Below are 13,196 nucleotides of genomic sequence, written 5' to 3' on the forward strand. Positions count from 1 at the left end.
ATATCTGACAGAGATACTGACAAACGCCATGAACAAGGGAACCCAATCACCATGAGTCGCTATCGTGGCGCCAATGCCTATGCCCGTGTCGGCGTGGAATCCGGTGTGCTTTCCGCCAGCCCGCACCAGTTGATCGTGATGTTGTTCGAGGGAGCAGACCGCGCGCTGGCGGCGGCGCGCCTGCAGATGGAGGCCGGCGACGTGGCCGCCAAGGGACAGTCGCTGGCCAAGGCGACCAGCATCGTCACCGAAGGTCTGCGTGCCTGCCTGGATCATGAGCAGGGCAATGAGGTCGCGACCAATCTTGATCGCATGTATGACTACATCGCGCGCCTGATCATGCAGGCCAACCTGGGCAACAGCCCGGAAAAGCTCGACGAGGCGCGTCGCCTGCTCAACGAGCTGGGAGACGCCTGGCGTCAGATTGCCGTACACGACAAGGGAATGGGCTGACCATGGACAGCAATGCACTGCTCGCCGATGACACCTTCCAGCAATGCGATGAGCTGCTGGAGCAGATGAATGCCATGCTGCGTTCAGCACGCCTGGGTGATTGGCCCGCGGTACTCGGCGGGCAGGCCTGCTATATCGAGAAGATGCAGCAGCTGCGCATGCCGCGAGGTGGCAACGCCGAGACGCGCAGGGCGCTGGAACAACGTCTGCGCACGCTGACCACCCTGGAATCAGAGCTGACCGTCCAGCTCAAGGCGCGCCAGAGCCAGTTGCAGGAAGTGCTCGGGGATGTGGGTACGCGCCGCAAGCTGGCACGCAGCTATGGCCAGGGCAATTATGGCCAAGGCAGCTACGGTCAAAATACCTGAGGTCACAGTAGCCAAGGCCAGAACAGCCAAGATCAGAACGGCCAAGGTCAGGCAAGTTACGATCAGGGCGGCCAGGCTCAGCAGAGCAAGGCTTGATCGGACACGGGGAGAACCGAGTCTTCAAGGCCTCGCGCATGTCTCCCTGACGGCCTCCCCGGGCAATGAGGATTGCACGACATGAGCGGCATCAATCCCTTGATCGATAGTCTGCTTCATCAGGTGTTGGGGAGGACGGCACAACGCCCGCCGCCGGCGGACTCCGGTGTCGTCTTCCCGACCTCCGCTCTCCTATCGCGTCAGGGGCTGGGGGCGGAAGACGGCAAGGGTAGTGGCGGCCAGAATGGCGCCAATCCGCTCTTCCAGACGGGCACGGGAGTTGGAACAGGATCAGGCGCAAGGCCTGCGGCCCCGTCATTGAATGTCAGCGCAGCGTTGCTGACAGCCTCGCAAGCCTCCACTTCTCCCACTGGTATCCTAGCGTCAGCTTCCTCTTCCCTCCCACCGTCCGGTGCTTCCGTCGAACTGACGACGCAGACACAGACGATGTCGCGTTTGCTCGATGCCCTGTCACAGCTGGTGGCCAGTGGCTCAGCGTCTGCGCGGGTCGGGTTGGCGCTGCCGGAAGGGCAGTCATTTGTGTCTCTGCTGGCGCGCGGCCAGCCCTTGCCCGGTCTTCTGGCGCCCATGGCGTTGTCCAGCGCATCGCTTCTCAGTCTGTCGGCGGCCTTGAGCCAGCAGATTCACCAGAGCGGGCTCTTCTACGAAGCGGACCTGCTCGCCTGGGTCGAGAATCGGCTGGGATTGGCCGACCTCGCCGGTCATCCGCAGCTCGCCAATGCCAGATTGGAGGCTCTGTTGGCCTGGCGACAATGGCCGGTGCTGGCGGAGGCGCGTTTCATCCCCTGGGAGGCGACACGCGAGGACGCCTTTGTCTGGCGCATGCGAGACATGCGAACAGAGCTGCGCCGTGAGTCGCGCCCGGGCATGGCTCGCCCGAGCAGTGACATGCTCTTGCCGCCGGGTGGTATTGACGCAGCTAGACAAGGCGCCAGTGCTCATGAAGCCAGTGCGCTGGGTGCCTATCGCGCCAACATGCAATTGGGCGTCGCTCAACCTGCTGCCTCTGATGTGTCTCGCCAGGCGATTGGCTCAGACGCCCTTGCCAGCGGGCTGGTACAGCAACAGCTGTTGTTGATTCTGGGTCAGCCCTTCAATTGGCAGGGCTTGTTGATGCCCGGCCTGCATGTCTTCTTCAGCCTGTATTTCCCGGGGCCGCCTTATCGGCATCGCTCGCGGGATGAGGAGGAGCGACGTACAGCGCCATTGGCCGTGACGCCCGTGGCTGCGCATGACGCCACACCTGACAGTCGCCGCAGTGATCACGGCGAGGCTCAGCAGTGGAAGATGTCGCTGACCTTGGTGGCAGGCGACAGCGATGGCGAGGAGGGCAGCGATCGCAAGCCACAGGTGACTTCCGAGTCGGAGGATCTTGCCGCGAAGGACAATGCGGAGCAGGGCGAAGGGCAGGCGCCAGCGCCCGGTAGTGTGGAAAGTGCGGGAAGTGAGGGTGGTGATAAGAGCAAGAGTAGTGAGAGCGGTGATACTGCCGCGCGGGCAACGCTTGCAGTGAAGCTGACCTGGTATCAGCTCGCTGCGCCTGTGGCATTGGTGGTCGAGATCGAGCAATTGACGCAACCCTCCAGCAACGCAGGCGAGCGTGATGCGGCCTTGCGCGAGCTGCAGCATGCGCTCGCGCAAGGTCTGGCCGGGATGGCGCCCAGGGTGCACGTACGCCCCGTCGATGCAGTACCTGATCATGAGGCGCCCGCGTCTTCTGATGGCACATCTGTTGATGCCCCCCGGGCCACGGCAGAGCAAGCGACGGATTTCATGCATACCCAGGGTGAGAGGCTGGGGCAGCGCATCCAGCAGCGGGCCAATTCGCTGGGTCTGAGCGTGCATGAAATGCCCGAGCTGGTCGAAATGCTGGCCACCGGCCTGCCGGCACGCAAGGAATTGCCCACAGCCTTGATGCAGGTCGTCGTCAAAATCGCCGAGCTATGGACCGAGAGGCATCGCTCACAGAAGGCGCCTTCCGAGTAAAATCCTCGAATGTCCCGCCCTGCAGGATGATGTTTCATCCTTGTACGATTCTTGCTCATTGAGTCCTGGCGAATGTTTTTATGGCATGCCACTGCATGGCGACTGTGGAGGTGTGAAATGACACTTCAGGCGTCACGCCACAGGCCAGGATATCGAGAAATATAATTTATTTATAATATTTAAATAAAGCGTCACTCAGGCGAACTGCTTGCGTGGATACGGTATTGAAACTCCGCCGAGGGTCGCCATGAAAATGCAGCTCGATCCTGCATGTTGTTTGTGCCAGAACCCTCATATGCAGTGTTTTATTGTGTTGAAGCGGCGAGAGAAGCCCATTTGGGCGAGCCGCTGGCGGGTCCTCTCGCAGCGTTGAAATAGCAGATAGCCCGCCTTGGTCAAGTGCTGACATTGCATTATCCCTCGCCTTTACGCAGGGGTAACTTGCTGCCTGTTGGCGCCCCGTTCGGAGCAATTGCTCGATATTGTACAAGGCATGCCCCGGGTGTCGGGAAAGGGTCAGGCCTGCTTTCACGAAAATGCAACACACTGTGCGCACCATCCGCTTGCTATTGCTTTGTATGACAAATCTGGTGCATCGTGATTATGCAAGTCGTCTTGAAGACAAGATTGAGGGCTTTTCTGACACACCTTGCTGCCATTTCGGCGGCTTGATGCAGCTTTTGTGCATATAGCGTAGTGGTATGTAAAAAAATGTTGATGAAGAGTCTGGTCCATTACGTGATTAAGTATTAGAATCGCCATCTTAAAGTGGGTGGCTCATTTGGTCATGAAGCCGCTAGCCCGCATGGCGCCATTGGTCCGGCGCCATTGAGTATTTCGTTTCATCACATCAAAACCATAAGGAATGACGGTCGAGCGCCAGGGTTGGCGGTAGCTCGGGACGATCAGACCACTCAGGGAATCATGATGTCCTCACTGCTCAATGATATACAGAGTGTCAATCTGTCGTATCTTCTGCTTGTGCAGCGCTTGTTGGTCGAAGATACGGAAATGGCGCTGGTACGCCTGGGTCTCGATCAAGAGATGGCGGATCTATTGTCTGGCATGAGTGTCAGTCAGCTGGTGTCGTTGTCGTCCTGCAATCAACTGCTGTGCGAGCTGGCGTTGGATGATGCCTCGCAGCTCAAGGGAGTCTTGCAGGGTGGACGCGACCAGGATTTCAGCGCGATGCACACTGCCATGCTGCTGAATGCGCGCCAGAACGATGCTGGACTTCGCCAGGGGGGAGTCAGCTGATGATCCAGAAAAGTCTCGTCGATGAACTGCAACAGCTGCAGTTGGCAGTAGAGTTGATCGAACTGGGGGCCCGCCTGCAGGTGCTCGAGACGGAAACGGAGATCAGCCGCGCGCGTCTGGTCAAGCTGTACAAGGAAGTTCGGGGTGTCTCGCCGCCCAAGGGCATGCTGCCGTTTTCCACCGACTGGTTCATGACCTGGCAGCCCAATCTGCATGCGTCGCTGTTCCACGGCTTCTACCGCCGGCTCAAGGCGCAGGGCGCGTCGCGCATGAACGCCTTCGTCAAGGCATATCGCTTCTACCTCGAGCATGTCGGCGAAGACGAGCCGGTGCTGGCGCTCACGCGCGCCTGGACGCTGGTGCGCTTTTTCGAAAGTGATCTGCTGGAAGTGGCCAGCTGCAAGACCTGCAGTGGTCATTTCGTGGTGCACGCCCACACGCCATCACACGATTACGTGTGTGGCATCTGTCAGCCGCCATCGCGTGCCGGCAAGACGGCCGCCCGTCGCAAGGCCCGTGAAGAACTGGCACTGGAGCAGTCGGCAGCCGTCGCCAGCCTCGGCTGATAGCTGTCTCGTGTCAGTGAAGGCGCCAGGATGGCGCCAGGCGAACGAGCAAGACGAGCGTGCAAAGACCAGAAGGCTTGCCCATCCCCGGGCAGGCCTTCTTGCGTTGTGCGCCATTGCTCTGACGCCTGGCTCAATACCGACTGTTCGAGCATGACTGTTTCGACCATGGTGCTTTCGACCATGGCTCTTTCGGCAACGACTGCCTCAACGAATATTCCGCCGTGACCCTAAAGACATGCTCAGCGACGCCGATAGTCAGATTCATGCGACGTTGACCGAATGCCAAGGGGGTTATTGTGTTGTTGTTCATAGGCTATCTAGTGGTCATCGGGTCCACCCTGGGCGGGTATCTGATGGTGGGCGGGCACCTGGCGGTGCTGATGCAGCCCGCGGAATTGCTCATCATCTGTGGCTCTGCCGTCGGCGCCTTTCTGGCCGGCAACAACGGCAAGGCCATCAAGGCCACCGGCAAGGCATTCTCGAAGTTGAAGCGCACGCGTGGCTACAACAAGTCCCTGTATATGGAAGTCATCGGGCTGCTGTATCTGCTGCTGTCGCGTGCCCGTCAGCAGGGCATGCTGGCGATCGAGCAGGACATCGACAATCCGCAGGAAAGCGCCTTGTTCGCCGAGTATCCACGCCTGCTCTCCGACCCCATTCTGATGAATTTCATCACCGATTACCTGCGCCTGATGGTCAGCGGCAACATGGACCCCTTCGAGCTCGAGTCGCTGATGGAGCACGAGATCGAGACCTTCAAGCACGAGACCGAGATTCCGGTACATTCCCTCTCGGCGGTGGCTGATGGCCTGCCGGCCTTCGGGATCGTCGCCGCCGTGATGGGGGTGGTGCATGCGCTGGCCTCGGCGGACCAGGGCGCCGCCCAGCTGGGCGTGTTGATCGCCAATGCCATGGTCGGCACCTTCCTCGGCATCCTGCTGGCCTATGGCTTCGTCACGCCGGTCGCCAACAAGATCCAGCACGAGGTACATGAAGCCGTGAAGATGATGCAGTGCATTCGCGTCATCCTGATGGCCTCGCTCAATGGCTACGCTCCGCAGGTCGCGGTGGAATTCGGCCGCAAGGCGTTGTTCACCGCCGAGCGTCCCAGCTTCAACGAGCTGGAAGAGCATGTGCGCGAGATCAAGAACAAGGGTGCGGGCTGATATGGCGTTGCTGTCAGTTGCAAGTGCGTCTCTCGCAAGTGCGTCAGTCGCAAGTGCGTCATTCGCAAGCGCGCCCGTCACCTGCGTGTCAGTGACAGAGGTATCGCTGGCTGTCGTGGTCGAGGCAGTGGGTGTCTCTGGACTGAAGCTCGGAGGTCTCGATGAGTGAAGAGCGCAGACCCATCGTCATCAAGCGGCCGCGTATCGTCAAAGGACATCATGGCGGTGGCTGGAAGATCGCCTACGCCGACTTCATGACCGCGATGATGGCCTTCTTTCTGGTGATGTGGGTGATCTCGAATGCCTCGGACGACGACCTGCGGGAAATCTCCGATTACTTCGGTGCGCCGCTGGAAGTCTCGCTGCTGGGGGGCGATCGCAATTCGGCCTCCAGCAGCGCCATACCCGGTGGCGGCTTCATGGCCGAGCAGACCCAGGGCGAGAAGGGCGCTGATCTGCAACCCCTGCAGCGCCAGGCGCTGGCCGATGATTCCCGCATGGCCGCCATTCGCGACGAGATCGATACCACCATGACGCAGCGCATGGCCGATGATGCGGACCTGGCCGAACTGCGTGAGCAGCTGCAGATCGAGCTGACCTCCGAAGGCTTGCGCATCCAGATCACCGATAGCGATCAGCACCCGATGTTCGCGCTGGGCAGCAAGCAACCCTCGCCACAGCTCTCGCAGCTGCTTGGCTTGCTGGCGCCGATTCTCAAGCGGCTGCCCAATCATCTGAGCATCACCGGGCATACCGACAATCGTCCCTTCGTCGGTGAAGGCGGCTACGGCAACTGGGAGCTCTCCACCGATCGCGCCAATGCCGCGCGCCGCGTGCTGGGCAACAGTGGGCTGCCCTATGAGCGCATCGTGCGTGTGGTCGGCATGGGCTCGCGCATCAGCCTCGACAGCCAGAACCCCGAGGCCGCCATCAATCGTCGCATCAGCCTGATGGTGCTCAGCCAGTCGGCCTATCGCGATATCACCGACAGCAACGGCGTCAATCCCCAGCCCGCCGAGGACATCAACAGCCTGCGCGAGCGTCTCGAGCAGCTGGCAAGCCCGGTGCGCGTGACGAATCCCGTCGCTGGCAGTCCTGTCACCGACGGCCCCGTCGCCTCCGGGCTGGACAGCTGAGTGCGCTCAAGGCGCCTCATGTCAGAACTTAAGCGGCGCCGCTTCCCGTGTGATAGCGCAATGACAGCCAGCGAGAACATGCATGGATATCAGTGAGTTTTACGACACCTTCTTCGAGGAGGCGCAGGAGCTGCTGGCCGAGATGGAGCGCCTGCTGCTGGCGCTGGATGTCGAGGCGCCGGATGCCGAGCAGCTCAACGCCATCTTTCGTGCGGCCCATTCCATCAAGGGCGGCGCCGCGACCTTCGGCTTCACGGTCCTGCAGGACACCACCCATCACCTCGAGAACCTGCTGGACCGTGCCCGCCGTGGCGAGTTGCGGTTGAGCATTCAGCATATCGATCGCTTTCTGGAGACAAAGGACATGCTCGACGACCAGTTGGCGGCCTATCGCAATGCCCAGTCCCCCGATCCCGAGGCCTACGCGCATATCGTTGCGGTGCTCAAGCAGCTGGGCGAGGAGCCGTCGGTGATGGATGCCCCGAGCGTACCAGTGCCATCTGACATTGATGGCCCAGGGGCACCAGGGCCGTCAGGCGAAGCGTCTGCGCCAGTCGACAGCGATATGGCCACGCCGTCTGCGCTCGAGTCACACCCCAGCGCCGACGCAAGTGTGCCGTTGCTGTCGGTCACTTTGATGTTCGTCGACGACCGCGAGCGTGAACTGCTGATCGAAGAGCTGGCCAACCTCGGTGAGGTCATCTCCAGCAGCGGTGACGATCAGGTATGTCGCGTCATCGTGAGTTCCACGGTCAGCGCTACGGATATCGAGGCAGTAATGTGCTTCGTCATCGAGCCGGAGCAGATTCTGATCGAGCCCGCGACACCCGCTCCACCAGCGGAGGTTGATGACGTAGTTGATGGACAGGTTGAAGCGCTGGCTGAGGAGCTGTCTGAAAAGCAGGTCGAGGACGTCGCCGACGGCATGGCTGACGACGCAGCAAACGAACTTGCTGGCATGCAGCCAGCGCCCGCGGAAGCGGCTGTCGATACAGGCTCGTCGCCACGACTTTCCTCTGCTGGCGCGGCAGAATCGTCCTCCGCTGGCATGGAAGAGTCGTCCCCCGCTGGCGCGGCAGGGCCATCTACCGCTACCCCGGCGAGTGGTGAGCGACGCAGCCAGCCGGGGCGGCGCGCCACTGATGCGCCCACCGAGCAGGGCTCCATCCGCGTCGGCGTCGACAAGGTCGATACCATCATCAACCTGGTCGGCGAGCTGATCATCACCCAGTCGATGCTGGAGCAGACGGCATCGGCGACCACGCCGCCGGATCAGGCGGCGCTGGTCAGTGGCATCAGCCAGCTGCAGCGCAATGCACGAGATCTGCAGGAAGCGGTGATGTCGGTGCGCATGATGCCGATGGATTACGTGTTCTCGCGGTTTCCGCGCCTGATTCGCGACCTTGCCTCGCGGCTGGGCAAGCAGGTCGAGCTGGTCAGCCAGGGGCATGACACCGAGCTGGACAAGAGCCTGATCGAGCGCATCATCGATCCGCTGACCCATCTGGTGCGCAACAGCCTCGATCATGGCATCGAATCGCCCAGCGAGCGTGAGGCGAGTGGCAAGAGCGCCCACGGCACCCTGACGCTGTCTGCCCGCCATCAGGGCGGCAATATCGTCATCGAGGTGATGGATGACGGCGCCGGCCTCGATCGCGCCCGCATTCTGGCCAAGGCGCACAGCAACGGCCTGGCGGTCAGCGATGGCATGAGCGACGACGAGGTCTGGCAGCTGATCTTCGCCCCCGGCTTCTCGACGGCCGAGCAGGTCAGTGACGTCTCGGGGCGTGGAGTCGGCATGGATGTGGTCAAGCGCAATATCCAGGCGCTGGGCGGGCATGTGGAGCTTGCTTCCGTGACCGGACAGGGCACCACCACACGCATCGTGCTGCCGCTGACGCTGGCGATACTCGAGGGCATGGCCATTCGCGTCGGCGAGGAAATCTACATCCTGCCGCTGTCGGTGGTGGTGGAGTCGTTGCAGCCACAGGCCGACATGCTGTTCAGCATGGTCGGCAATGATCGCCTGCTGAAGGTGCGGGACGAATACCTGAGCCTGGTCGCCTTGCATGAGGTGTTCGCGGTACCTGGCGCCCAGACGCAGCCGGAGCAGGGCATCGTGGTGGTGGTGCAGGGCAAGGGGCGTCACTACGCCTTGCTGGTGGATGAGCTGATCGGTCAGCAGCAGGTGGTGGTCAAGAATCTCGAAAGGAATTATCGCAAGGTGCCAGGCGTCTCTTCGGCGACGATCCTGGGCGATGGGCGGGTGTCGCTGATTCTGGATGTCTCGGACCTGCATCGCCTCGCCAACCAGATGCCAGCGGTGCAGAGGCAGGCAGAGGTCGCCACTGAGTCCGCCATGCCCCAGGGCGCCATCATGCCCCGGGACGCCATTGTCAGCTGAGGCGATGGCCGTTCACCGGCCGCACACTCGCCCCTTGCGCCTCGGCGCGAAGCTCCACCCCATCACAGACAGGAGATGAGCATGTCTCACACTCAAGTTGCCGCGGCGCAGACGTCCAATGTCGGCCTGGCGCAGGACCACGCCTCCAAGGTCAATGACGGCGGCGAATACCTGGTATTCAGCCTCGGCGAGGAGCACTACGCCGTGGATATCCTCAAGGTGCAGGAGATTCGCGGTTACGAGAACGTCACGCGTATCGCCAATGCACCGGCCTTCATCAAGGGCGTGACCAACCTGCGTGGCGTCATCGTGCCGATCGTCGATCTGCGGCTGAAGTTCCAGCTGGGTCAGGCCGAATACACCGCGCAGACGGTGGTCATCGTGATCAATATCGGTGAGCGTGTGGTCGGCATCGTCGTCGATGGCGTCTCCGATGTGATCAGCCTCGCGGCCGATCAGGTGCTGCCGCCGCCGGAATTCGGTGCGCGCATGAACAGTGACTTCCTGGCGGGGCTGGCGACCGTCAATGATCACATGCTGCTGATCATGGATATCGAGCACATGATGACCAGTGATGAAATGGCGCTGATGGAGCCCGCGGCGCAGCCGGCATGACCTGCTGTCTCGCGGCATGAGTCAGGCGCAATGCGCGGCATGTTGCCTGCGGCGTGTGCTCGCCTGATCTCGCAAGCTTTTCCACCCGTTTCGCCTCGAGCGCCGCTGGCCTGCTGGTCAGCGGCGCTCTTGCATTCAAGAACTGCCGACAGCGGCCGATAAGGTGTGCACCACAAGGTCGTGGGCGGCTGTGCCGGGCAATGACGGTCATGCTGCCGGTCAGTGGTCTCGCCGGGTCAATGATGATCACGCTGTGACGAGTACGAGGCTAAGCAAGGGCAATGCGAAACAATCAGCCGGTGACGGCAAGGGAATACCCCATTGGTGAGCATGACTACCTGATCTCGCGTACCGATCTCAAGGGACGCATCACCTACGCCAACTCTGTCTTCATCGAGGTCAGTGGCTTCACGCGTGATGCCTTGATCGGTGCGCCGCACAATCTGGTGCGCCACCCCGACATGCCAGAGGCCGCCTTCGAGAATCTGTGGTCGACGCTCAAGCAAGGCGAAAGCTGGCAGGGACTGGTCAAGAATCGACGCGAGAACGGCGACTATTACTGGGTCGACGCCTGTGTGACGCCGCTGATCGAGCAGGGCGAGGTGATGGGATTTGCCTCGGTGCGCGTCAAGGCCAGTCGCGAGCAGATCGACCAGGCCGAGCAGGTCTACGCGGGCCTCAAGCAGGGCAAGCGCGACTATCGCTTGAGCAAGGGTCGCATCGTGCGTGCTGGTTTCACGGGGGCCTTCAAGCGCCTCACCCAGTGGCGCATGGCGCCGCGTATCGCGCTGCTGGCCGCACTGCCGTTGGTGGCCGGAGCCTTGATGGGCAGCGAGCTGCTGCAGGTGCTGGCCGATAGCCAGGCGCATACACGTACCGTGCTGACCCAGCTTGCCGCCGAGCTGCCCGCGGCACAGCTGGCGACGCTCGAGCAGCGCCAACAAGCGCTTGAGGCGAGCCATGCGCGTCTGGAGTGGGGGCTGTGGACCGCCTTCGCTGGCGTGGGCGTGGCATCGCTGTGGTTGGCACTGCGTACCTACCGCAGCCTGGTGCGTCCGCTGCGCAGCACCCTGGATTTCGCGCGTCAGATCGCCGCGGGCAATCTTTCCCAGTCGATGACGCTGGCGGGCAATGACGAGATGGCGCGCCTGGTACGAGCGCTGGACAGCATGCGCAAGTCGCTGGTCGGCATCGTCAGCGAGGTCAATGCGGGCATCAATGTGGTCAGGCCTGCCGCTGGCGACATGGCACACGGCAATCAGGAGTTCTCGGCGCGGGTCGAACAGCAGGCGGCATCGCTGGAAGAGACGGCGGCCAGCATGGAGCAGATGACCGGCACCGTGCGCCAGAATGCCGACAATGCCATCCAGGTCTCGCAACTGGCTGATCAGACCACGCGCTCCTCCAATGAAGGTGGCGAGGTGATGCAGGCGGTGGTGGTGCGCATGCAGGGGATTACCGCCACCTCTGAAAAGATGGCCGACATCATCAAGGTGATCGACTCGATCGCCTTCCAGACCAACCTGCTGGCCCTCAATGCCTCGGTGGAGGCTGCGCGCGCCGGTGAACATGGCCGCGGCTTTGCCGTGGTGGCCGGTGAGGTGCGCAATCTGGCCTCTCGCAGTGCCGAGGCGGCGCGCGAGATCAAGACCCTGATCGACACCACCCAGCGGGAGATCAGTGATGGCGGGGATCAGGTCGAGGCGGCGCGCGGCACCATGGAGGCGATCGTGACCGGCATCTCGCGGGTCAATGATCTGATCGCCGAGATCTCCTCGGCCTCGCGTGAGCAGAGCGGCGGCATCGAGCAGATCAATACCGCCATCAACGAGATGGACCAGGCCACCCAGCAGAACGCCCAGCGTGTGATGAGCAGCGCTCACTTGGCGCAGGATCTCGAGCGTTCGGTCGCGGGGCTGTCGCATGCGGTCAACGTCTTCCGCTTTGGCGGCGAAGGGCCGGAGCAGATTCCCGCACGCCTGCCGGGGGACGCATCAGCCGAGCAGTCTTCTTCTGTGCACGCTCAGGCCGCGACTCGAGCGCAGGTGCCTGGTGGCTCACAGGGCCCGCGACGGTGACAGATCTCACGCCGCCACCCGTCTGGTCAGCCCCGTCACCGGCCTCCCATGCCCTCGGGCGGGACCTGGTGATGACCGATGACGACTTCGAGCGCATCGCGCGCCTCATCTATCAGCGCGCCGGCATCGTGCTGGCGCGTCACAAGCGTGAGATGGTCTACAGCCGTCTGTCGCGCCGGCTCAGAGTGCATGGTCTGACGCGTTTCCATGACTATCTGACCATGCTGGAGGCCAGCCTGAGTCGCAGTGATCACGACGAGTGGCCTGCCTTCATCAATGCGCTGACCACCAATCTGACCGCGTTCTTTCGCGAGCCCCATCACTTCGTCATGCTCGAGAACTTCCTGCGCGAGCGCCTCCAGCGCCAGGCGACGGGTCAGCGGGCGCCACTGCGTATCTGGTGTGCGGCCGCCTCGACCGGGGAGGAGCCCTATTCCATCGCGATGGTACTGCGCGAGGTGTTGGGGGCCGCGGCGAATCAGGTCGAGCTGATCGCCACCGATATCGACACGGACGCGCTGCGGGAAGCCGAACTCGGCATCTACCCCTTCGAGCGCATCGCCAAACTGGGTGAGCAACGCTGCAAGCGCTTCATGCTGCGTGGCAGCGGCAGTCGCCAGGGGCAGGTGAGGGTACGCCCGGAGATCAAGCAGCTGGTGCGCTTTCGCCACCTGAATCTGCTGGACAGCCACTGGGACCTCGGTAGCGGCTTTGACGTGATCTTCTGTCGCAACGTGATGATCTACTTCGACAAGCAGACCCAGTCACGTCTGCTGGACCGCTTCGCACTGATGCTCAAGCCAGATGGACTGCTGTTTGCTGGTCATTCCGAGAATTTCTCATGGCTCAATGATGCCTTCACGCTGCGTGGCCAGACGGTCTATACCCTGTCTCGCCGCCGGACGGAGGGCGCGTGATGGGTCGTGATGGCTGGTGATGATTCCCTTTCTCTTACCCACTCTCCAGGAGTGTCTGGATGCCTACCCCCGCTTCATCGTCATGCTCGGTCTCAAGCTCAAATGCTGGTTCAAGGTCAGATTCGAACTC

At 61.9% G+C, this 13,196-nt stretch carries 11 protein-coding genes; all 11 read left to right on the forward strand.

The window, feature by feature from the left end; all coding sequences use genetic code 11:
* Positions 1–51: 51 nt before the first annotated feature.
* The 11 genes from fliS to ACJJV2_RS07810 all read left to right on the forward strand — a co-directional run bounded on the left by fliS (position 52) and on the right by ACJJV2_RS07810 (position 13,066).
* A complete protein-coding gene (fliS, locus tag ACJJV2_RS07760; RefSeq protein ID WP_286989484.1) occupies positions 52–453 on the forward strand; it encodes a flagellar export chaperone FliS in 402 nt (133 codons plus the stop codon).
* A 2-nt stretch (positions 454–455) separates the two neighbouring features.
* Positions 456–821: a flagellar protein FliT gene (locus tag ACJJV2_RS07765; protein WP_405279688.1), complete on the forward strand. Its 366-nt coding sequence runs from the start codon at positions 456–458 to the stop codon at positions 819–821.
* A gap of 177 nt (positions 822–998) precedes the next feature.
* Entirely contained in the window at positions 999–2,924 is a 1,926-nt protein-coding gene (locus ACJJV2_RS07770; protein WP_405279691.1) for a hypothetical protein, read from the forward strand.
* Between the two features lie 927 nt (positions 2,925–3,851).
* Complete coding sequence (gene flhD, locus ACJJV2_RS07775) at positions 3,852–4,181, forward strand: flagellar transcriptional regulator FlhD (protein WP_159055718.1); 330 nt, start codon at positions 3,852–3,854, stop codon at positions 4,179–4,181.
* Positions 4,181–4,747, forward strand: coding sequence for a flagellar transcriptional regulator FlhC (flhC, locus tag ACJJV2_RS07780; RefSeq protein ID WP_405279695.1), 567 nt, complete (start codon positions 4,181–4,183; stop codon positions 4,745–4,747). The genes flhD and flhC overlap by 1 nt, the downstream gene beginning before the upstream one ends.
* A 299-nt stretch (positions 4,748–5,046) precedes the next feature.
* The gene (motA, locus tag ACJJV2_RS07785; protein ID WP_176677172.1) at positions 5,047–5,916 is read left to right on the forward strand and encodes a flagellar motor stator protein MotA; all 870 of its coding nucleotides are present in this window, start codon (positions 5,047–5,049) and stop codon (positions 5,914–5,916) included.
* Positions 5,917–6,077: 161 nt separating this feature from the next.
* Positions 6,078–7,052, forward strand: coding sequence for a flagellar motor protein MotB (gene motB / locus ACJJV2_RS07790; RefSeq protein WP_405279699.1), 975 nt, complete (start codon positions 6,078–6,080; stop codon positions 7,050–7,052).
* Positions 7,053–7,134: 82 nt separating this feature from the next.
* Positions 7,135–9,456 carry a chemotaxis protein CheA gene (gene cheA / locus ACJJV2_RS07795; protein WP_405279702.1) on the forward strand — a complete coding sequence of 774 codons (2,322 nt, stop codon included), beginning with the start codon at positions 7,135–7,137 and terminating at the stop codon, positions 9,454–9,456.
* Positions 9,457–9,531: 75 nt separating this feature from the next.
* Positions 9,532–10,071 (forward strand): chemotaxis protein CheW, encoded by a 540-nt coding sequence (locus ACJJV2_RS07800; protein WP_176503356.1) that lies wholly within the window; start codon positions 9,532–9,534, stop codon positions 10,069–10,071.
* A 281-nt stretch (positions 10,072–10,352) separates the two neighbouring features.
* On the forward strand, positions 10,353–12,149 hold the full coding sequence (locus tag ACJJV2_RS07805) for a methyl-accepting chemotaxis protein (RefSeq protein ID WP_405279706.1): 1,797 nt from the start codon (positions 10,353–10,355) through the stop codon (positions 12,147–12,149).
* 71 nt (positions 12,150–12,220) lie between these two features.
* Positions 12,221–13,066 carry a CheR family methyltransferase gene (locus tag ACJJV2_RS07810; protein WP_405279709.1) on the forward strand — a complete coding sequence of 282 codons (846 nt, stop codon included), beginning with the start codon at positions 12,221–12,223 and terminating at the stop codon, positions 13,064–13,066.
* The last annotated feature ends 130 nt before the right edge of the window (positions 13,067–13,196 follow it).

The sequence above is a fragment of the Cobetia sp. Ld8 genome (genome assembly GCF_045066615.1).
Classification (GTDB): domain Bacteria; phylum Pseudomonadota; class Gammaproteobacteria; order Pseudomonadales; family Halomonadaceae; genus Cobetia; species Cobetia amphilecti.

Bases quoted from the DNA above. Each gene is read 5' to 3' on its own strand.
- fliS (WP_286989484.1), top strand. From the start codon at position 52: ATGAGTCGCTATCGTGGCGCCAATGCCTATGCCCGTGTCGGCGTGGAA.
- ACJJV2_RS07765 (WP_405279688.1), top strand. From the start codon at position 456: ATGGACAGCAATGCACTGCTCGCCGATGACACCTTCCAGCAATGCGAT.
- ACJJV2_RS07770 (WP_405279691.1), top strand. From the start codon at position 999: ATGAGCGGCATCAATCCCTTGATCGATAGTCTGCTTCATCAGGTGTTG.
- flhD (WP_159055718.1), top strand. From the start codon at position 3,852: ATGTCCTCACTGCTCAATGATATACAGAGTGTCAATCTGTCGTATCTT.
- flhC (WP_405279695.1), top strand. From the start codon at position 4,181: ATGATCCAGAAAAGTCTCGTCGATGAACTGCAACAGCTGCAGTTGGCA.
- motB (WP_405279699.1), top strand. From the start codon at position 6,078: ATGAGTGAAGAGCGCAGACCCATCGTCATCAAGCGGCCGCGTATCGTC.
- cheA (WP_405279702.1), top strand. From the start codon at position 7,135: ATGGATATCAGTGAGTTTTACGACACCTTCTTCGAGGAGGCGCAGGAG.
- ACJJV2_RS07800 (WP_176503356.1), top strand. From the start codon at position 9,532: ATGAGCATGTCTCACACTCAAGTTGCCGCGGCGCAGACGTCCAATGTC.
- ACJJV2_RS07805 (WP_405279706.1), top strand. From the start codon at position 10,353: ATGCGAAACAATCAGCCGGTGACGGCAAGGGAATACCCCATTGGTGAG.
- ACJJV2_RS07810 (WP_405279709.1), top strand. From the start codon at position 12,221: ATGACCGATGACGACTTCGAGCGCATCGCGCGCCTCATCTATCAGCGC.